This window comes from Pseudomonas sp. FG6 (assembly GCF_057809015.1).
The window spans coordinates 136843-149475 of the sequence record NZ_JBMDJD010000006.1 but is presented as its reverse complement, the minus strand read 5'-3'; the positions used below and the strand labels follow the sequence as shown (position 1 = coordinate 149475).

Sequence of the window (12633 nt, the reverse complement as noted above, 5' to 3'; positions counted from 1 at the left end):
AGCGAACAAGCTCCCACAGGGGAAAACTGCCTGGTATCAACTATAGGGACGATGCTGCTCGCGCAACCAATCCATGCCGTGAGGTTGGCGCCACGGCCGGACGGCGGCGCGTTTTTCAATCTGGGTCAGGCACAGGGCCTCCATCCAGTAGTAGACCATCAACAGGTGAAACACATCATCGCCACGTCGGTCCCAAATCACGTCGTCCTGCGGCCGGCCCGTTTTGACGGGTTGCAGCCGCGAGTCGTTCTGGTCGCGCATGCCTTGCAGGCAGGTCCCGGTCTCGTAGTTGATCATCTGCACCGGGTGGTTGATTTCCGGGTAGGGTTTTTCCAGCTCGGGCATGTACCAGAATTGCCCGAGGTTGTGCCTGTCCGGGGCCTGCATGGCAATACGGGTCTTGTTCTGCGGGTCGGTGGACAGCGCCGGCTTGTCCCCGGTGTTGTTACGCACGATGTACAGCACGGTGCGGGGGTCTTCTTCAGTCTTTTCGGTTTGTACCACTTTGACCCGGCCGAATGAGTCATGGCACAGACGCGCCCGGACCTTCACCGTCGGGTTGAGGTCTTTCTCCGGGTCGCCAAAACCGGCGATGAGACCGTCGACGCCCGGCACATCGAAGCTGTTACCCGCCAGCACGTAAGTGAGGCCCGCCAGTGGGTTGGGCTCCATGTACTTGGTCAGGGCTTCCCAGCGCTTGAGCGCCTTGTCGCTGGCGCCGTTGAGCAGCAAGGCCTCAAGCATGGCGCTCGTCGGGTAGTAGCGTTTGTCGCGAGGCCAGCGTTCGGTGGCCATCAGCAACTTGTATCCGGTTTTCTGCTTCAGGAGCTCGGCCAATTCATCCCAGAACGTGTTGAACGCCTTGTCGGATGCCGTGGCAGGCGGCGGAGTGTGCCGCGTTTCGCTGGTCTCTTTGCTCTGGCTATCGATCCAAACGATCCGCAGCGCGGGGCCGCTGGCGCCGGCGCTGGCCTTGAGTCGGTCAGCGCGACCGAGAACGATCGTGGACGCTTGCCAGTTCGCCTCGATTTCCGCCTTGTAGCTGGTGTACCACTGATAAGCCTGTTCCAGTGCCGTGCGGGTGTCGCCGCTCTTGACGAAGCGATAGACCGGCGACAGCTGCAATTCGACAACTTTCGGATCGTCGGCCAGCGACGCGCGCCATAGCGCGAAATCCGCGTTGCAGTTGCTCGGGTCGACCGAGTTGAAGCGGATCGAATACGTACCGCCCTGGGTGGTCAGGTTGGCGTTGCGATGGGCGAGGTTTTTCTTGACCGTTTCTGAAATCGAGGTCGATGCGCTGCCGCTGACGAATGCACCGTACTCGGCCTTGAGCATTGCATCGAGGGTGTTGGTCTTGCTGAGGTAGCTCTTGAGCGCGCTCATCGCATAGTTCAGCGAACCACCGACGGTGACCTCGCTGACAATGTCGACGCCGAAATCGACGAAGAAGTCGAAGAACGGCTTCGGATTGTTCGCATCGAAGGCCTGGGGCAGTTCTGCGATACGTGTCTTGAAAGCTTCGGTGGCGTTGGCCGGGTTGACCTCCAGTGTCAGCTTCCAGAGCCGTGCCGTATGGCTGTAGAGCGCCGCCTCGCGTTCTTCGAGGGTTTTGATATCACTGCCGAAGGTAGCTTTGAAACCGGCGGAAAAGGCACCGTATTTCCCGGCGACCTCGACACTCGACTGAGTGTGTTTCTCGTACTCTTCGCGGGAGGAAAACGTTTCGACCGCAAAGTCATCCTGGCTCACCGCCGTGCTCATGGTGACGTTCTTGCCCACGTTGTAAGACGCCTGCTTGTAGGTCACGACCCGCTTGCCCGACTCGGTGTCGCCTACTTTCTGGCATTCCTTGCTGACACCGGCCCAGTCGAGCCGGTTCAGGCCGCGTCCCAGCAATTGCGAGCCGCCGATATCGCGTGGGTCATTTGTACTGCCCAAAAATCCGTTGTCCATCGCCTTTCTCCCTTCGTTCAGGTTGTATCAATTGAGGCCCAATTGATGGGGCCCAGTATCGGAAAGGGGGGGATGGGCAAACAGTCCAGGACGGTGTCAGTCCGGTATCAGTTTGGTATCAGGCACAATGCCATCCTTGCTTTACCCCGATGAGCGCAGCGGGAGTACACTCGCTCGGCTGCCATTGGCCTTTACCTGGCGACCACCATGGACACCCGACGCAACGCGTTTGCTACCCCGCCCAAGCACGACGCTGCGGTGTCCGACGGCCGTGTCCTGCTTGATGCTGCCTCGCTGAAGGGGCTGCGCAAGCAACGCGGGCTGAGCCAGGAAACCCTGGCCGAGGCCTGTCTGAACCGGCACTTGTGCGTGTCGATCGCCTCCATCAAGCGCGCCGAAACCGGCAAGCCGGTGCTTTATCGAACGGCCCGTCACCTGGCGACGGCGTTCGAGGTCGATGTCAGCGCCTTATTGGCCGATGCCGTCTCGGCGGCCTTGAGCGACGTCGAACAGACCCTTGCCGAGTTGCACGAGACAGCGTTCGCGCAACAAGCGCTGAAACAGGCCGATGACGCGGTGATCCGTTATGTGCTGGAACTGTCTTTCGCGTCGGCAGGGCCGATGACGGTGGCGTTGGCCGACGACATCGAGCGTCTGGTCCGGCAGTTCGGCGGTGTGCCGCGGGGCATGACCCAGGAGGTGGTGGTTGCCCGGTTTGGTTCTCCACAGGCGTATCGCAGTGACAGCGAACGCGCCTTGTCATGCGCGCTGGCGCTGGGGCGGGAACAATTCGTCAAACCCGGCCACGCGTTGTGGCTGCGGCTGGTGTGCCTGAGTGGCGAGACGACGGCGCCGGACACGGAAACTGTCTTGCTGGTACAAAAAACATTGGCCGATGGCTATGGCCAGGCGCCGGTGTACGTGGGCCGCAACCTGCTGGAACAACTGGCGTCGCGGTACGAGTTTTCCTCCTCGGACGATGGGTTTGTCGCGTATCGAAAATGCCTGCGCCAGCGCAGCCTCGACGAGAACGCACCGCGTCCCTTGGTGGGCCGAGCGGTGGAATTATTGCAATTCAAAGGCGTGATCGAGGCCACCCAGGAGTGCCAGGACGGCCATGTGGTTTACGTGCGCGGGATGGCCGGCATTGGCAAGACGCGCCTGGTCAGCGAATTCATCGACATGGCCCGCCAACGTGGCTTCGCCTGCCACCGCGGCGATGTGCTGGATTTCGGCATGGCCGACAGCCTGTCGCCCTTGGGGCAACTGGTGAGCAGTCTGCTTGGCCTGGACGGATCGTCGCCGATCGATGCGACGCCGTTGGACGCCAGGTTGTCTCGCCTGAAGGTGGCGGCAGAGCATCGCATGTTCCTCGGGGTGCTGATGGGCGTGTCGGCTGCCGAGCCGCCCAGCCTGTACGCCGCGATGAGCAATGAGGCGCGTATCCAGGGATTGTTCCAGGCGCTGCTTGAGGTGTTGCTGCGAGTCGCTGTGCAGCAACCGTTGCTGATTTGCCTGGAAGATCTGCATTGGGGCGACCACCGGCTGTTTGCGATGCTGGGCAAATTGCTCAATGCCACGGACGAAGCGCCGATTATCTGGCTGCTGACGTCTCGTCCTGAAGAGGATCCGTTGGAAAGCGCCATCCGAACGCATTCCTCCACGCCCATGAGCCTGCTCGACATCGCGCCGATCCGCACGCGCGAGGCCAGCGTGCTGGCGGACCAGTTCACCGAGGTCGACCCAGGCTACCGGGCCGATTGCGTCGCGCGCGCCCAGGGCAATCCGCTCTACCTGACGCAACTGCTGTCGAGCCAGGAAGGTGTTTTTCCTGACAGCCTGCGACACTTGATCCAGACCCGCTTCGACCGCTTGGCCGCCGACCAGCGTCGCGCCCTGTCTTACGCGGCGGTCCTGGGCAATCGCTTCGAACTGACGCTCTGGCGCGAGGTGTTGGGGCAGGCCGACTACCTGCCGACAACGGACATGCGCCAGGGGCTGCTGCGGGAGGTCGAGCCGGGCAGCTATCTGTTTGTCCACGATCTGGTCATGCATTGCCTCTACGATGCGATGCCCACGTTGCTTCGCGAGCAATTGCACGGTGAGGTGGCGAAGCTCTACCGCGAGCGCGACCGGGTGCTGCATGCCCAGCATTTGCTGCGGGCCAACGATCCGGCGGCGTTCGACGCGTTGCTGGCGGCCATGGAGGAAAAACGACTCGCCTGCCAGTACGACGGGGTGCTCGCGCTGGCGGGCCAATGCACGGTGTTCAGCGAGCGTACGCGGACCAGCTTCCCGTTCGCGCTGTTGTGCGGCCAGGCGTGTTCAGGCCTGGGCCAGACACTTGACGCCCGGGGGCATTTCCAGCGGGCGCTGGCCTTGGCCGGCTCGCCGCCGGATCGGATCGAAGCTGCGCTGGGACTGGCGGCGGCCCTCAACACCCTCGATTGCCTGGACGAGGAAGAGCGCCTGATCGAAGACATGCTGCCTCTCGCCCAGGCTATCCAGGCAGACGCGGCGCTCGCCCGCTTGCATCAATTGCGCGGCAATATCTATTTCCCCCGGGGTGACTATGTCGAGTGTCGCCGGCTGCACGAAGAGGCCTTGTCCTACGCGCGCATCGGTCGGCATCTGGAAACCGAGGCCCAGGCCTTGAGTGGCATCGGTGATTCGTACTACGCGCAGGGGCGCATGCAGACCGCCTACGAAGTCTTCGATCAATGCGTGCGCCTGTGTGAACGCCATGGGCTGGTGCATGCCGAGGCGGCCAATCGCAGCGCCCGCGGATCGGCGCTGTTTTACCTGGGCCAGCCTGCGCAGGCGTTGCGCGACGCCATGGAGGCCATCGAATGCAGCGTCAGGATAGGCAATCATCGCGCGCAAGTGTTCTCGCGGTTGACGGCGGCCTGGGTGCTGGTGGCCAGCGCTCAGGACACGCTGGCGGAGCAACAATTGACCTGTGCGCTGGAACTGGCGCGCAGCCTCGGCGCCAGCCGTTTCGAGGCGATTGTGCTGGAAGGGTTGGCGCGGGTGGCGCTGCAACGGGGCGAACGCGAGCTGGCACAGACGTTGATCGTGGAGGCCGCGAGCCTGGTCGAGCGCTTTGAGCTCCAGCGCTACATTGGGCCCTGGGTCTACGGCAGCCTGGCGATGATGGTCGATGATGCATCGATGCGTGCACAGGCCTTGTTGACCGCTGAGACGCAACTGACCCAAGGCTGCCTGGCCCATAACGCCTTGCGTTTTCGCGTGGCGGCCGCAGAAACCTGCCTGTTGCTGGGGGATGTCGAAGGGGCGACCTGGCATGGGCAGCGGATGAGCGGATTACCCGAGTCGGCGTCCTGTGCCTGGATCGACCATCATGTGCGGTTCATCGGTGTGGCGGGGCAGTGGTTGCGCGGCGCTGATCAAGCCAGCGGCGACACCTTGAAAGCGATGGTGCACGAAGCGCGGCAACTGGGATTCGTGGCAACGATGCCCAGGTTGCTGCAGGTCCTGGGTCTCTGACCCAGCAGATAACACCGCGCCTTGCCGGTCAGGCACGGTGTCCGAAGTGGCTGAACCCTCAGCGCTGGGCGGTCAGAAACGCCTCTGTGCTCACCACGCTGGCGTAGGCAAAACCCAGCGCCGCCATGAACGCCGCATGCACCTGGGCTGCCGGGACCGTGACGCCGTTGAACTCCAGGTCGAGGGTGGCGCAGGCGTCGTGGATCACCGTGACGCCATAACCCAGGTCGGCCGCCGCCCGGACGACACCGTCGACGCACATGTGGCTCATGCTGCCGACCACCACCAGTTGTTCGATGCCGTGATGGTCGAGGAGGGCTTGCAGTTCGGTTTCGCGAAACGAGTTGACGAAGTGCTTGAGCACCACCGGCTCGTCGGCGCGGTTGCGCACCTTGGCGTGCAATTGCGCGCCTTCGGAGCCTGGGGTGAAGAACGGTGCGTCGTCAGAGGTGAACTCGTGGCGGATGTGCACCACCTTGTCCCCGGCCTGGCGAAAGGCGTCGATCAGGCGTGCCGCGTTGTCGGCGGCGGCTTCGGCGCCGACCAACGGCCATTTTCCTTGGGGGAAGTAGTCGTTCTGGATATCGACTACGATGAGCGCTTGCTTGGACATGAGGGGTTCCTCGATCAGGGTTGTGTGTGACGCCAGTATTGGCGTTAGCCGCCGGTTCGAGGATTGGCCGCACCGACAATAAGCGAGGGAAAACTGACAATGACGCAACAAAGGGCGGCCGCCGAGCTTGGGATACTGGTCTACCCCGGCGCGCAGTTGGCGGCGGTGCATGGCTTGACCGACTTGTTTGCCGTGGCGGATCGGATCGCCACCGAACGGGACAGTGCGCGGCTGCCGAGGCTGCGGGTCAGTCATTGGCAGGTGGAGGACGACGCGGCGCCGTTGCGGGCGTTCGACAGCGCAAGCGGCCCGACGGACAAGCTGGCAGCGTTGTTGATACCTCCGTCTCTTGGCGGTTTCCGGGAGGGCCAGGCCACCCAGGCGTTGATGGATTGGCTGCGGGCACAACATGCCGGTGGCACGGTGTTGGGTGGCGTGTGCGTGGGTTCGATCCTGCTGGCCGAGAGCGGTTTGCTCGACGGGCGCAGCGCCACCACCCATTGGACCTCGGCCAAGGGGTTCGCCGCGCGTTACCCGAAAGTCAGGCTGAACGCCGACAAACCCATCGTCGATGACGGCGACCTGATCACCACCGCCGGGCTGATGGCCTGGTCGGAACTGGGGCTGCGCCTGGTGGATCGCCTGCTCGGGCCCAGCATCGCCACGCGCACGGCGCAGTTTCTGGTGATCGAGCATAGCGACAGCGCCAGCCAGTGCGGCAGCAACTTTGCGCCGATCCTCGGGCATGGCGACGGAGCGATCCTCAAGGTCCAGCACTGGTTGCAAAGCAGCGGGGCGGTGGACGTATCCCTCGCGGCGATGGCCGAGCGGGCCGGGCTGGAAGAGCGCACCTTCCTGCGTCGGTTTCGCGCGGCCACCGGGCTCAAGCCCACCGAATACTGCCAGCACCTGCGCGTGGGCAAGGCCCGGGAGATGCTGGAGTTCACCAATGGCACCATCGACCACATCGCCTGGACCGTCGGTTACCAGGACCCCAGTGCCTTTCGGGCGACGTTCAAGAAAATCACCGGGCTGGCGCCGAGTGATTACCGGGCGAGGTTCGGGGCAAACCCGCCCACTCTTCCCAAGAACTGAACTCATACAAAAACCTGTGGCGAGGGAGCTTGCTCCCGCTGGGGTGCGAAGCGCCCCCAAGACCAAGCACCGCGCAGTGTCAGTCTGATTGCATTGGCTGTTTGAGGGCCGCTTCGCCCCCCAGCGGGAGCAAGCTCCCTCGCCACAGGGGTGAGTGGTCCGCCCCGGGCATCGTGCAATTTGCAGGTCCGGTCGTGCAGAATGAAACAGGCCCGATGCCAGCAACTGCCCGCCCACCGCCGTTTCCCTGGACCATTCGTCCTCATCGCCCGTTGGCCTGATCTCTGCACCCCTTTACCCACAGCCCTTGAGCGCAGGTAAGGACAACGCATGACGTCGGTCAATCGCAACAAGCGGGTGGTGGCCCATTCGGTCGATCCCCGTGCACCGCTCCATGAGGTCGAGACCAATCGCGCGCTGGCCTGCTGGCTGGCGCAGATCCTTGGGTATGAATACGCCGACAGCTATGACCGCCAGGAACATGCCGGGCTCGATCTGTATCTGCTGCCCACCCAGACCCTGATCGGCGCCGAGGCTGCGCAAGCGCTGGGCGTCAACGGGCCGGAGGATTTGTGGGGCGGTTACGTCGAGCATGATTTCATTTGCACCAAGGCCATCGCCCACGGTCTTTTGAATAAGCACGCGGTCGCGCCGCCAGGCTGGTCACCGTTGTTTTCCAAGCTGACCCGTGGTGCGGTGCTCGATGGCGTGACCGTTTTCGCGCTTCAGGACGCGCGCCCGGCCGCCGAGCATCTGCTGTACGCCGGGCCGATCCGCATCAAGCCGATCCATGCCAGTGCCGGTCGCGACCAACGGGTGATCGAGAGCCTCGATCAGTTCGACGAAATTGTCGCCGACCCCCGGGCCCAGGCGCTGTTTCGCGACGGTGTGGTGCTGGAGCAGAACCTGCGCGAGGTCCAGACCCAGAGCGTTGGCCAGAGCCTCATCAACGACCAGACCCTGAGTTACTGCGGCGTGCAACACCTGACCCGCGACAACGAAGGGCTGGAGGTCTACGGCGGCTCGGACCTGTTGGTGGTGCAGGGCGGCTACATCGAGTTGCTCAGCCTCGACCTGCCGGACGATGTGCGCGAAGCCGTGCGCTTGGCGCAAGTGTTCGACGCCGCCGCGAACCGGGCCTACCCGCGCTTCTATGCCTCGCGGCGCAATTACGACATCGCCCAAGGCATTGACGTCGCAGGCCAGCCCCGTGGCGGTGTGCTCGAACAGTCGTGGCGCATGGGCGGGGCCAGCAGCGCGGAACTGGCGGCGTTGCAGGTGTTCGTCGAGGAGCCTTCGACCAGTGCCGTGCGGGTGTCTTCGGTGGAAACCTACACCGACCAACCGCTGCCCCCGGGTGCCAGGGAGGTGTATCGCGGCGTGGCGCACAACGGTGGCTTTTTACTCAAATACGTAACGGTTCAATCCCATGACGGCTAGAAGTGAAACCATTCAGATCGAGATCGACAATGAACACATGAACGGGACTTTCCTGAGCCCCAAGTCGAAGGTTCCCGGCGTGTTGTTCGTGCACGGTTGGGGCGGCAGCCAGGAGCGGGACCTGGAGCGGGCCAAGGGCATCGCCGGGTTGGGCTGCGTGTGCCTGACCTTTGACTTGCGCGGCCACACCGGCGGGGCGGGGATTGCGTTGTCGCGGGTCACCCGCGAAGACAACCTGCGGGATCTGCTCACCGCCTACGACCGGCTGCTTGCCCACCCGGCCCTGGACACCTCGGCGATTGCCGTGGTCGGCACCAGCTACGGCGGTTACCTGGCCGCCATCCTCACATCGCTGCGCCCGGTGCGCTGGCTGGCCTTGCGGGTGCCGGCGCTGTACCGCGACGAGCAATGGCATACGCCCAAGCGCGACCTGGACAAGACCGACCTGCTCGATTACCGCAGCACCCTGGTCCACGCCGACACCAACCGTGCCTTGCACGCGTGCTCGCAGTTCACCGGTGACGTGCTGCTGGTGGAATCGGAAACCGACGACCACGTACCCCACGCCACCATCATGAGCTACCGCGCGGCGTGCCAGCAGACCCATTCGTTGACCCACCGAATCATCGACGGCGCCGACCATGCCCTGAGCGACCCCGTGTCACAACAGGCCTACACCTCGATCCTCGTGGACTGGATCACGGAAATGGTGGTGGGAGAGCGGTTGAGCATTATCCAGGAGCGGTGATTCTGTGGCGTTGGGGCGGGCCTCACTTCGGCCCAGGCCTGACCCGCAGCGCCTTGGCCTTCGCCTCGATCACCAGGTACATCACCACCGTGATCAGCAACGGCAGGATGAAGTAGATCGCCCGGTAGGCGATCAGCCCCGCCAGCAGGCTGCCCCGCGATACATCATGTTGCAACAAGGCGATAAACACCGCCTCCAATACCCCAAGCCCCGCCGGAATGTGGGTGATGACCCCGGCGATGCTGCTGATCAACAACACCCCCAGCACCACTGGGTAGTCCAGTTTGCTGGGCAGCAAGGTGAAGATCACCGCCGCCATCAGCGACCAGTTCAGCGTGCCCAACGCCAGTTGCAGCACGGCCATGCGCAGGGAGGGCAGGTTGATTTCCATGCCGCGCACCGTCCAGGCCCGACGCTTGGAAAACCGACAGGCCAGCAGGTACCCGGCGCTCGCCAGCAGCAAAAGCACGCCCACGCCCTGTAACGCATGGCTGCTCAGCTTCCAGCCCGGCGGCATGGTCACCAGGCCGCTGCTGAACACCACGCCTGCGAGGGTCATGTAGCCGAACCAATTGGTCGCCAGGCTCAGGCCGAGGATCTTGGCGATGTTGCCGGTGCTGACCCCCAGGCGCGAATACAACCGATAGCGCATGGCAATGCCGCCGACCCAGGCGCTGAGGTTGAGGTTGAAGGCGTAGCTGATCACCCCCACGGGCAGGATCTGCCGCCAACCCAGTTTCTGGCGGATGTAGGTGCGGCCGATCAGGTCGAAACAGGCATAGGTGATGAAGCTGATGACCGTCAGCGTGGCAGCGATGATCAAGGTGCGCACCTTGAAGTCGGCCAGGGTGGCGAACACTTCGGACCAATCGATGCGTCGGGCCAGCGTGGTGAACAGCACGATCAGCAACAGGAAGAACACCAGGGTCAGCGGTCTTTTCCAGCGGCTCCAGCGGGATTGGGTGTGGGCCTGTTCCGGCCCATGGGCAGCTCTCGGCGCGGTATGCGCTTCAGAGGGGTTCATGGGGTTCGCTCCGGACCGCCGTTGGCGGCGAAAAAGGTTTCAGGCGGGGTTTGTGCGCCGGTAGCCAGCCGGCCCACGCCGGGAAATGGCGCAAAAAGTGGAACACCAAAAAACCGATGGTCATGCGCCACAGCAGGCCTCGCGGGGCGTGGTCCCTGGGCATGACGGTGCAATGGTGGCGGCCCAGGTAGTCGAGGCGCTCGAACAGTTCTCGGTTGAACGCCCGGTCGCGGATCAGCACGTTGGCCTCCAGGTTCAGGGACAGGCTCAACGGGTCGAGGTTGCTCGAGCCCACGGTGCTCCAATCCTCGTCCACCAGCGCAACCTTGCCGTGCAGGGGGCGCTCGCAATATTCGTAGATCACCACCCCGGCCTTGAGCAGGTAGCTGTAAAGCATCCGCGCGGCGAGCTTGGCGATCATCATGTCCGGTTGGCCCTGCAGGATCAGCCGCACCTCCACACCCCGCCGCGCCGCGTTGCGGATCTCGCGCAGGAGCCGATAGCCCGGGAAAAAATAGGCATTGGCGATCACCACCCGGCGTTGGGCGCTGCGCAGCACTTGCCGGTAGATTTCTTCGATGTCGGTCGGGTGCTCGTGGTTATCGCGATAGACCAGGCGCACCTGGCCGTCATGCTCGCTGAACGCCAGTTCGCTGCGCCGGCTGCGGCGGCGCTGCCACCAGTATTTGGCTCGCGAAGGGCGGCCGCTCTGCACCAGGGCGAAGTGATGGATATCCACCACGGCCGGGCCCTTGATCTCCACGGAATAATCCTGCTTGGCCTCGGGGCCGAAGTCGCCCAAGTGGTCGGCGGAAAAATTGATCCCGCCGATGAACGCAATCACCCCGTCCACCACCACGACTTTGCGGTGCAGGCGGCGGAACCAGTTGGTGCGGATGCCCAGGCGCCGGGGTGCCGGGTCGAACATCTGCAAGCGCACCCCGGCGTCGCTCAACGACGCCAGGAACGCGGTGCTCAACTCGCCGCAGCCAAAGCCGTCGAGGCTGACGGTGATGCGCACGCCGCGCCGGGCGGCGTCCACCAGCAAGTCGCGCAGTTCGTTGCCGACCTTGTCCTCGAACAGAATGAAGGTCTCCAGGAGAATTTCCTGCTCGGCCCGGCGAATGGCTTCGAAGACCCGGGGAAAATAGGCTTCGCCATTCTCCAGCAGCGTGACGCGATTGTTGCCGTGCCAACCGTATTCGATGTCGGCCAGCGCCGGGTCGCGTTCGTTGGGCGCCACCTCGATCTGTTCCACGGAGGCCTTGTTCATCGTCGCGCTCATAACTCGATCTCCACCGACAGCGGTGCATGGTCGGACAGGTGCGACCAGGGGCGTACGCTTAACACCTTGGGATGATGGGCCTTGAGGTTGCGCACGTAGATGCGGTCCAGGCGCAGCAGCGGCAGGCGTGCCGGGAAGCTGCGGGCCGGCTTGCCCAGGTGCTCGGCGAACACTTCCCGCAGGCCGCAGGGTTCGAGCAGATCGTTGGCCTTGCTGCGCCAATCGTTGAAATCCCCGGCGACGATCACCGGCGCCTCGGGCGGCAGCTCGCCCAGGCGCTTACACAGCAGTTTCAGTTGTTCCACGCGATGACCTTCACGCAAGCCCAGATGCACGCAAATGGCGTGGATCTGCGGCCCGCCGCCGGGCAGGCGCAACACACTGTGGAGCATGCCGCGGCTTTCGTGGCCGTTGATGGACACGTCCAGGTTCTCGTGGCGAATGATCTGGAATTTCGACAGCAGCGCATTGCCGTGATCGCCCGCCGGGTACACCGCGTTGCGCCCGTAGGCGAATTGCGGCCAGAGGCTGTCGGCCAGGAACTCGTATTGCGGCATGCTCGGCCAGTTGCTGTAGCGCTGCGGGTGGTGTTCGTGGGCGCCGTGGACTTCCTGCAAGAACACCACGTCGGCGGACACGCTGCGCACCGCTTCGCGCAGTTCCGGCAGGATGAAGCGGCGATTCAGCGCGGTGAAACCCTTATGGGTGTTGACCGTCAGGACCGTGAAGCGGCTGATCCGCTCAAGGTCATGGGCCTGATTCTGAGTCGGCTCCTGGGTCGGCTCGCGGGTCGCTTCGGTGGATTCAGGAATCATGGCAACACTCCCTCGGCTGGGCGCGGTGGCGAGGCCCTTGCCCAGGTCGAAGCGCTCCAGCAAGTGGCGCGCGTCATCAATGACCTCGCAGCGCTTGTGTCTTTGGATGACTGTCGGGAGACGCGGAAAGTTTCGGTGGGGTTACCGGTG

At 63.8% G+C, this 12633-nt stretch carries 9 protein-coding genes; 4 read left to right on the top strand and 5 right to left on the bottom strand.

The features are described from left to right. Nucleotides 1-36 precede the first annotated feature (36 nt). Nucleotides 37-1956: an MAC/perforin domain-containing protein gene (locus tag ACODSJ_RS06030; RefSeq protein WP_489100867.1), complete on the bottom strand. Its 1920-nt coding sequence runs from the start codon at nucleotides 1954-1956 to the stop codon at nucleotides 37-39. A 207-nt stretch (nucleotides 1957-2163) separates the two neighbouring features. Between ACODSJ_RS06030 and ACODSJ_RS06025 the strand changes: the two genes are divergently transcribed. Beyond that, complete coding sequence (locus ACODSJ_RS06025; protein WP_489100866.1) at nucleotides 2164-5463, top strand: ATP-binding protein; 3300 nt, start codon at nucleotides 2164-2166, stop codon at nucleotides 5461-5463. Between the two features lie 58 nt (nucleotides 5464-5521). Here the strand turns inward: ACODSJ_RS06025 and ACODSJ_RS06020 are convergent, their stop codons facing one another. Next, the gene (locus tag ACODSJ_RS06020; protein ID WP_489100865.1) at nucleotides 5522-6076 is read right to left on the bottom strand and encodes a cysteine hydrolase family protein; all 555 of its coding nucleotides are present in this window, start codon (nucleotides 6074-6076) and stop codon (nucleotides 5522-5524) included. Between the two features lie 99 nt (nucleotides 6077-6175). On the opposite strand from ACODSJ_RS06020, the gene ACODSJ_RS06015 reads away from it, so the two are divergent. The 3 genes from ACODSJ_RS06015 (at nucleotide 6176) to ACODSJ_RS06005 (ending at nucleotide 9359) form a co-directional block, all read left to right on the top strand. Next, nucleotides 6176-7171: a GlxA family transcriptional regulator gene (locus ACODSJ_RS06015; RefSeq protein WP_489100864.1), complete on the top strand. Its 996-nt coding sequence runs from the start codon at nucleotides 6176-6178 to the stop codon at nucleotides 7169-7171. A 330-nt stretch (nucleotides 7172-7501) separates the two neighbouring features. After that, complete coding sequence (locus ACODSJ_RS06010) at nucleotides 7502-8611, top strand: DUF3182 family protein (RefSeq protein ID WP_489100863.1); 1110 nt, start codon at nucleotides 7502-7504, stop codon at nucleotides 8609-8611. Beyond that, complete coding sequence (locus ACODSJ_RS06005; RefSeq protein WP_489100862.1) at nucleotides 8601-9359, top strand: alpha/beta hydrolase family protein; 759 nt, start codon at nucleotides 8601-8603, stop codon at nucleotides 9357-9359. The genes ACODSJ_RS06010 and ACODSJ_RS06005 overlap by 11 nt, the downstream gene beginning before the upstream one ends. A 22-nt stretch (nucleotides 9360-9381) precedes the next feature. On the opposite strand, the gene ACODSJ_RS06000 is transcribed toward ACODSJ_RS06005, so the two are convergent. The 3 genes from ACODSJ_RS06000 to ACODSJ_RS05990 are packed head-to-tail and all read right to left on the bottom strand — an operon-like array spanning nucleotide 9382 to nucleotide 12483. Next, a complete protein-coding gene (locus tag ACODSJ_RS06000; RefSeq protein ID WP_489100861.1) occupies nucleotides 9382-10383 on the bottom strand; it encodes a lysylphosphatidylglycerol synthase domain-containing protein in 1002 nt (333 codons plus the stop codon). Then, nucleotides 10370-11668, bottom strand: coding sequence for a cardiolipin synthase ClsB (gene clsB / locus ACODSJ_RS05995; protein ID WP_489100860.1), 1299 nt, complete (start codon nucleotides 11666-11668; stop codon nucleotides 10370-10372). Before clsB ends, ACODSJ_RS06000 begins: the two co-directional genes overlap by 14 nt. Continuing rightward, the gene (locus ACODSJ_RS05990; protein WP_489100859.1) at nucleotides 11665-12483 is read right to left on the bottom strand and encodes an endonuclease/exonuclease/phosphatase family protein; all 819 of its coding nucleotides are present in this window, start codon (nucleotides 12481-12483) and stop codon (nucleotides 11665-11667) included. The genes clsB and ACODSJ_RS05990 overlap by 4 nt, the downstream gene beginning before the upstream one ends. Nucleotides 12484-12633: the final 150 nt, after the last annotated feature.

Excerpts from the sequence above, each read along its gene's own strand:
- ACODSJ_RS06010 (WP_489100863.1), top strand. The coding sequence starts at position 7,502 with ATGACGTCGGTCAATCGCAACAAGCGGGTGGTGGCCCATTCGGTCGAT.
- ACODSJ_RS05990 (WP_489100859.1), bottom strand. The coding sequence starts at position 12,483 with ATGATTCCTGAATCCACCGAAGCGACCCGCGAGCCGACCCAGGAGCCG.
- ACODSJ_RS06025 (WP_489100866.1), top strand. The coding sequence starts at position 2,164 with ATGGACACCCGACGCAACGCGTTTGCTACCCCGCCCAAGCACGACGCT.
- ACODSJ_RS06020 (WP_489100865.1), bottom strand. The coding sequence starts at position 6,076 with ATGTCCAAGCAAGCGCTCATCGTAGTCGATATCCAGAACGACTACTTC.
- ACODSJ_RS06005 (WP_489100862.1), top strand. The coding sequence starts at position 8,601 with ATGACGGCTAGAAGTGAAACCATTCAGATCGAGATCGACAATGAACAC.
- clsB (WP_489100860.1), bottom strand. The coding sequence starts at position 11,668 with ATGAGCGCGACGATGAACAAGGCCTCCGTGGAACAGATCGAGGTGGCG.
- ACODSJ_RS06000 (WP_489100861.1), bottom strand. The coding sequence starts at position 10,383 with ATGAACCCCTCTGAAGCGCATACCGCGCCGAGAGCTGCCCATGGGCCG.
- ACODSJ_RS06015 (WP_489100864.1), top strand. The coding sequence starts at position 6,176 with ATGACGCAACAAAGGGCGGCCGCCGAGCTTGGGATACTGGTCTACCCC.
- ACODSJ_RS06030 (WP_489100867.1), bottom strand. The coding sequence starts at position 1,956 with ATGGACAACGGATTTTTGGGCAGTACAAATGACCCACGCGATATCGGC.